Here is a 5553-nt window from a genome sequence, read left to right on the forward strand (position 1 = left end):
TCGGCCGAGTGATTTCCGCTAATACTAGCGAAACTTCTCGGTCTCTCTAATGTTTTTACTTGGCTTCAAAACATTTCTTTCTGATGGTCGGCACCTTCATACACCCTAACTTTCCCAGTAAAATTGATGTACAGTGGCTAGCTCCTCCAGTAAAAATCCCCAATCTCCTGAGTTTTGGGAGAAAATTCCCGCGTAAAATCGCAATTAAAAAAATGTTCTTGGTTACGAATATTCTTGCAAGTTAAGCAGCTTTTTTCCGAGATTTCCGCGGTTAGGGTTACTGTGGGGTGGTATTTTTTTACTGTGGTTTACTCCAATTCAACAAATCGCCAATGGCATGTAACGTTAGAATAAAATTAGGCATTTATGCCGAACCGCGCCAGCGGTAAATTTTATTTTTGTGTTGTGTACTGTTTTTTCATCTCAAGTTGAAGGTTCCAAATTTCCTCAATTGAAATTGGCTTCCGACTTAAATCATTAATGTTGTCGTATTCGGTGTGTAAAAAGGGATAGAATCCAAAAACATTATTCCAATTCAGTTTTTCCAGTTCTTCTTTATAGTTTTCCCATCTAAAACCTTCATAAAACTGTTCTAAATTACCGTTAAAAGTCCACCGTATAAAATCAGAATATCCCATTTCCATTGGTTCCCATGAAAGACAATCAGGTGCGAAATAATACAACTGACCTAAATCATCTCCAAATTCTCCACCATTTATAGCAAAAAAACCGCCAATTACATCATCAGCTACCAATAGATATGGCGCTTGTTGGCCATATTCTGCTATGGATTTTCCTTTATTCCATTCTGGTAAATTACGTTGTATTTTTTCGTTCCCAGAACCAAGGATTCGAATCCAACCATTATCAACTAATATTCCTCCTGTTTCATAAATAATTGCTCCCATTGGTGAACGGGTGGTAACTTGACAATTGTAAATAGCTGCATCAGCTTTACCATTATCTTTTGTTAGAACTTCAACTTTATTGGTTGCGTTATTAAACAAGTCAAGTACAATTAACCAGCCTGGTTCTTCTGTATTTATTAATTCATGTAGTTGTTTCATTTTAAAAAAATAAACTGTTGTCTAGATTTACTTATCGTTAACAACTTTAAAAATTAATTTCTTTGTAATGTTTATTTCTAGAATAATCAGCATAATATAAGCCAGCAATAAAATGGAGATCACCTTGTAGTCAAATATCAAAACTGTATCTTGAATGTATGAGTAAACTGAATGCAAAATCATTCCTGTAAGCATTACAACTATTAAGAATGAAAGTATACTTAATCTTATTTTAATTTGCTTGTATTCAAATTCTTTAGAAAGTTTAAATATCAATTTAGGCATTAAGTTGAGAGGCATTCCCCTCAACCTTGTGCCGTATAACTTATTATCTGACTCATTACCCAAAAACGATTTACCTTCGCTATTTAAATAAAGATGCTTCTTGGCACTTTGTAAATCAAGTACAGAATGTCGTTTGCTCATGGCATTTCGAATTCTATTCTCAATTAAATTTGGTTGACCATTCAACTCATAAGTATATATATCTATCATCTTTATTGTACACAACGCTTGAATAAAATTAGGCATTTATGCCGAACTGCGCTAGCAGTAAATTTTATTTGTTGTTGTACACTTTTTATATTTCTTTTAATTCGTCTTCAAGTATTTTTTTAATTTCATTAAAGTTTGAATAATAAAAAGAAGAAATTTTCAAGACACTTTTATTATCCTTTTTAAGTGTTATTAATTCATGGCTACCTGAATGAGACCATTCCATTTTACTCTTATATCCATCTAATGAACTGAAATAAATCTCTTGCTTCTTACGAGAAATCAGATTTGTCGTTTTTATCACTTTTGGGTCGACATGCAAAATGTTTATTCTTGTTAAAGCTAGGTAAAGCATAAAAACAAAAGCAATAATCATCCAAACCAAATAAAACTCCTTTGGTAAGTCACCATTTAAATGTCTATTGTATGGTTTAATAAATATACCTACAGCTAAAACTGCCGGAAAAACTATTATAGCCAATGAAAGTCCTACCCAAAACAATTTAAACTTCGACTTCATGTAATCACTATATTTTCTTTCTAATTGCAGATTAATTTATCACCTGTATTATTTTCCACCATATATCCCAACTCTCTGGCTTTATTTAAGTCTTGGCAACCACTATCTTTCTCTCCTAATTCTATTTTCGCGTATCCTCTGCGGTCATACGCTTTGCCGTTATTAGGGTCAAGACTGATTATTACATCCAGCTCAGCTACTGTATTTTTAAAATTACCTTGTTCAGCAAATAACCCTGCACGCACAAAATACGATTCAACTGATTTATTATCTAACTCAATAGCTTTATCAATATCCTTCATTGCCTGTTCTTTTTGTTGTAAAGTAGAATGTAATATTGCTCGATAGTGGTATGCCTTCTGAAATTCAGGGCTTAATTCTATGGCTTTATCAAGTTCTTTTACAGCTCCTTCCCAGTCACCAACAATATCTTTATCAAGCACTGCTTTTTTAAGAGTAAGCTCAAAATGATATTGAGCCTTTTGAGTGTTGTCCGCATTGTTGTCAGGTGCATTTACAATATTTTCTGAATCAGTGTAATCTTTGTCATATTCTACTCCATCACTTACACATCCAATTTGTGAAATGCACAACAGTAATATTCCTAAAATTAATTTGTGTTTCATCTCAATCGCAATTGTGTACAACGTCCTATGTATGAAACGTTGCGTGTTTAAATGTACAAACTTCCGTTTAGCACAGAGCCACATTTTTATATTTTGTTTTTAACTTTTTATTTTAAACACCAAATTAAACATTTGGCGGTACTTTCTGTTATGCACAAAACTTTATAATTTCGTGAAAACTAGCTATGTTTTATACAATTTGTTAGCATTTGTTTTTATGAATTAACAATTGCTGCGCTATCGATTTTAAACTGATGTAATCCATAAAAGTACACGAGTCCCATGTAGCTTCCGTCAACTGTGTAAACATATTTTTTCAAATTGTATTTATATCTAAGTTTTTCATTCAACTCCTTTTTTCTTTCTGAGAGAACAATGGCTATATTATTTCTTAGTTTATTAATGTCATGTTCTTTTTCAATATTCGCATTCCATACATCAAATGCAATAAATTTATTTTCAATTGTATTATGATATTCAATTTTCCAATTTTCTTTTGGAGTTATAATAAAACTTAAATGAGTTACATAATTAAAACCATTATCTTCCATTAGTTTTACAGTTATATTAAACTCGTTCTTGAAAGGTATGATAGTTAAATGTCTCTTTTTTGAAGACTGTCTTATAATTTTTTTCTCTAAATATTGTACACCTTCACAATCCCAAATAGAATCAATAGCATTTGAAAGTTTAATTGAATCATTAGTGTATTCATAAGTTAGTGTATTTTCTTTTTTAGTTATTGAGTCCGCTTGTATTGTATTTGATTCCAATTGTTCTGTCTGATTAGTTGGAATCGAATTACAGCTAAAGAATAGACTAATAATGCATACTATTGATATATTTAATGCTGTAATTTTCATCTTTAACTAATAAATGCTAACGGTTGAGCATGTTTTCGTTGCTGTAAGGTACGAAACAGCTATGAAATATGCTTGTTGTTATGAGCTTTTCATTCCATTTTTTTAAAGCTTTGAATGGACATATCAGCCAGAACAATTATTTTGCTAATTAAAAACCCACCTTAAACCAATAGCATACATTTGCCCTTTGGTTGTTAAATTGCCTTTAACTTCATTTACAATGCCATATGTTGATAGAGAATAAGCAAATGTATGTTCTGAAAATGTATTATTTTGCCCAAAAGAATTATTATACCTAGCAGTAAGATACAAATTATCAGTCACTCTAATATCTTTTGAAAGACCTATATAAAATCCTAAATTGAATCTTTTTGTTATGGTATAGTTAGAATATATTTCTAGAGTTCCAATATTCCCCATACCATCTTGATAGGGCTCATTTAGGTAACTTTCTTCACCAGTACCAACCTTATTATCTGTAAATGCGGTTGAAAAACCAATATGAACATCAAATAGTCTTAAATTGTTTTTCATAACCACTCTATAACCACCTCCAAAATCAAAAGAATATGTTGAATATGCACTTGTACTTGTTCCTCTATGACCACTTTGTATCAACCAATCGTTAGTGCCATAACTTGTGTAATAGTTTAAATATTTAAATCCAGCCTCAACAAATATATTATGATTTAATGTGTACTCATAATTGAAGTAAAACGCATCTACTATATTAACAATTCCTCCTACTAAATTTCGTTTGTGATCCTTTTCAAACAAGACTGGAGGACTTTGAAATATTATCGGATATTGGTTGACCGAAGGCAATATGCTTAAAATATGTTTGTTGGGCATAATGGCTGCTTTTTCAAAATATTTATTAATACTCGTTTCAATCTTTTTAAAATTATTATTTTGCCCATAAATATTACTAGTATTAAGAAATATGAATATTAGCAAAATGGCCCTTAAGTTTTTCAACATCTCAATTCAATTTATTATTAAATAATCCGATTTTTAATCCGAACGTAACAAATGCTCCACCACTTGTCACTTTAAATGTAGCAGGTTCTTGTAAAAAATCTATTTCATCTGATGTTAAATGAAATTCTCCTTTAAGAATAGGAATTAATCCGAAACGGTAAATGTATTTTGCAAAAAGACGAACATCCTTAGATAGTCTTAATTCTTTAGAAATTCCAAGATATGGTCCAAAAGCTACTGATTTAAAACTATTAATATTAACGTTAATTTCATATTTTAATCCCGTATAGGAATCTGTTTCGTTAAATCCATATATTTGTTGTAATTCAGATATTTTTTTATTGGCAAAACCTATAAAAAAACCAGTATGAACATTAAAAAAGTTAAGGTTATTCTGATTGATAATTCGATAGCCACCTCCTATTTGAATATCATGATTTTGATAACTTGAAGAATAGCTAGAACTCGACAATTCGCCAACAGATCTTGTGTAGCGTATACCTTGATCTATTCGGGCGTATCCAACTTCAATAAAAAAGCTATTGCTAATGCCGTGTTCATATGTAAAGCTTGGCACAAATGAATTATTACCTTGGATAATTCCTTGATCAAGAAAATCATTTGGATCTTTGATAATAGTTGATGTGAATCCCCAACCTGATGAGAAACATAAATACCTAGATTTGGGGTGGATGTACCTTTTTTCTTTTTTCGAGAGTTTAACGTCTCCTTCCTGTGCGTAAGCAACAGTTGATGCGGTGATGTAAATTACTACAATTAAAAATAGTTTTATCATTTTATATAATTAATTTTTTTGACTAAAAACTGGTTGTAATTCTCTTTTCAAAATCTACACGCATTGCTTATAACGTTTGAGTAAAAATAGGCATTTATGCCGAACAGCTTTGCTGTAGTTTTTACTTGTTGTTGGCAAATCGTTTTCTTATTCAATTATTGCTATTCGTTCTTTAAATGTAGATTCAAAAACTTGAATCAAATTT

General features: G+C 31.0%; 7 protein-coding genes. All 7 read right to left on the reverse strand.

Annotated features, from left to right (window positions below; genetic code table 11):
• Window positions 1–392: 392 nt before the first annotated feature.
• The 7 genes from DNU06_RS17125 to DNU06_RS17155 all read right to left on the reverse strand — a co-directional run bounded on the left by DNU06_RS17125 (window position 393) and on the right by DNU06_RS17155 (window position 5348).
• Window positions 393–1067 carry a DUF2625 domain-containing protein gene (locus DNU06_RS17125; RefSeq protein ID WP_111064732.1) on the reverse strand — a complete coding sequence of 225 codons (675 nt, stop codon included), beginning with the start codon at window positions 1065–1067 and terminating at the stop codon, window positions 393–395.
• Window positions 1068–1094: 27 nt separating this feature from the next.
• Window positions 1095–1562 (reverse strand): hypothetical protein, encoded by a 468-nt coding sequence (locus DNU06_RS17130; protein ID WP_146239316.1) that lies wholly within the window; start codon window positions 1560–1562, stop codon window positions 1095–1097.
• An 85-nt stretch (window positions 1563–1647) separates the two neighbouring features.
• Complete coding sequence (locus tag DNU06_RS17135) at window positions 1648–2082, reverse strand: hypothetical protein (RefSeq protein WP_111064734.1); 435 nt, start codon at window positions 2080–2082, stop codon at window positions 1648–1650.
• A gap of 20 nt (window positions 2083–2102) precedes the next feature.
• Window positions 2103–2708 (reverse strand): tetratricopeptide repeat protein, encoded by a 606-nt coding sequence (locus tag DNU06_RS17140; protein ID WP_158526945.1) that lies wholly within the window; start codon window positions 2706–2708, stop codon window positions 2103–2105.
• A 215-nt stretch (window positions 2709–2923) separates the two neighbouring features.
• Window positions 2924–3571 (reverse strand): hypothetical protein, encoded by a 648-nt coding sequence (locus DNU06_RS17145; RefSeq protein WP_111064736.1) that lies wholly within the window; start codon window positions 3569–3571, stop codon window positions 2924–2926.
• Window positions 3572–3715: 144 nt separating this feature from the next.
• Entirely contained in the window at window positions 3716–4552 is an 837-nt protein-coding gene (locus tag DNU06_RS17150; protein WP_111064737.1) for a hypothetical protein, read from the reverse strand.
• Between the two features lies 1 nt (window position 4553).
• Window positions 4554–5348, reverse strand: a complete 795-nt coding sequence (locus tag DNU06_RS17155; protein WP_111064738.1) for a hypothetical protein — start codon at window positions 5346–5348, stop codon at window positions 4554–4556.
• Window positions 5349–5553 lie beyond the last annotated feature (205 nt).

The organism is Putridiphycobacter roseus (assembly GCF_003234935.1).
GTDB classification, from domain to species: Bacteria; Bacteroidota; Bacteroidia; order Flavobacteriales_D; family Crocinitomicaceae; genus Putridiphycobacter; species Putridiphycobacter roseus.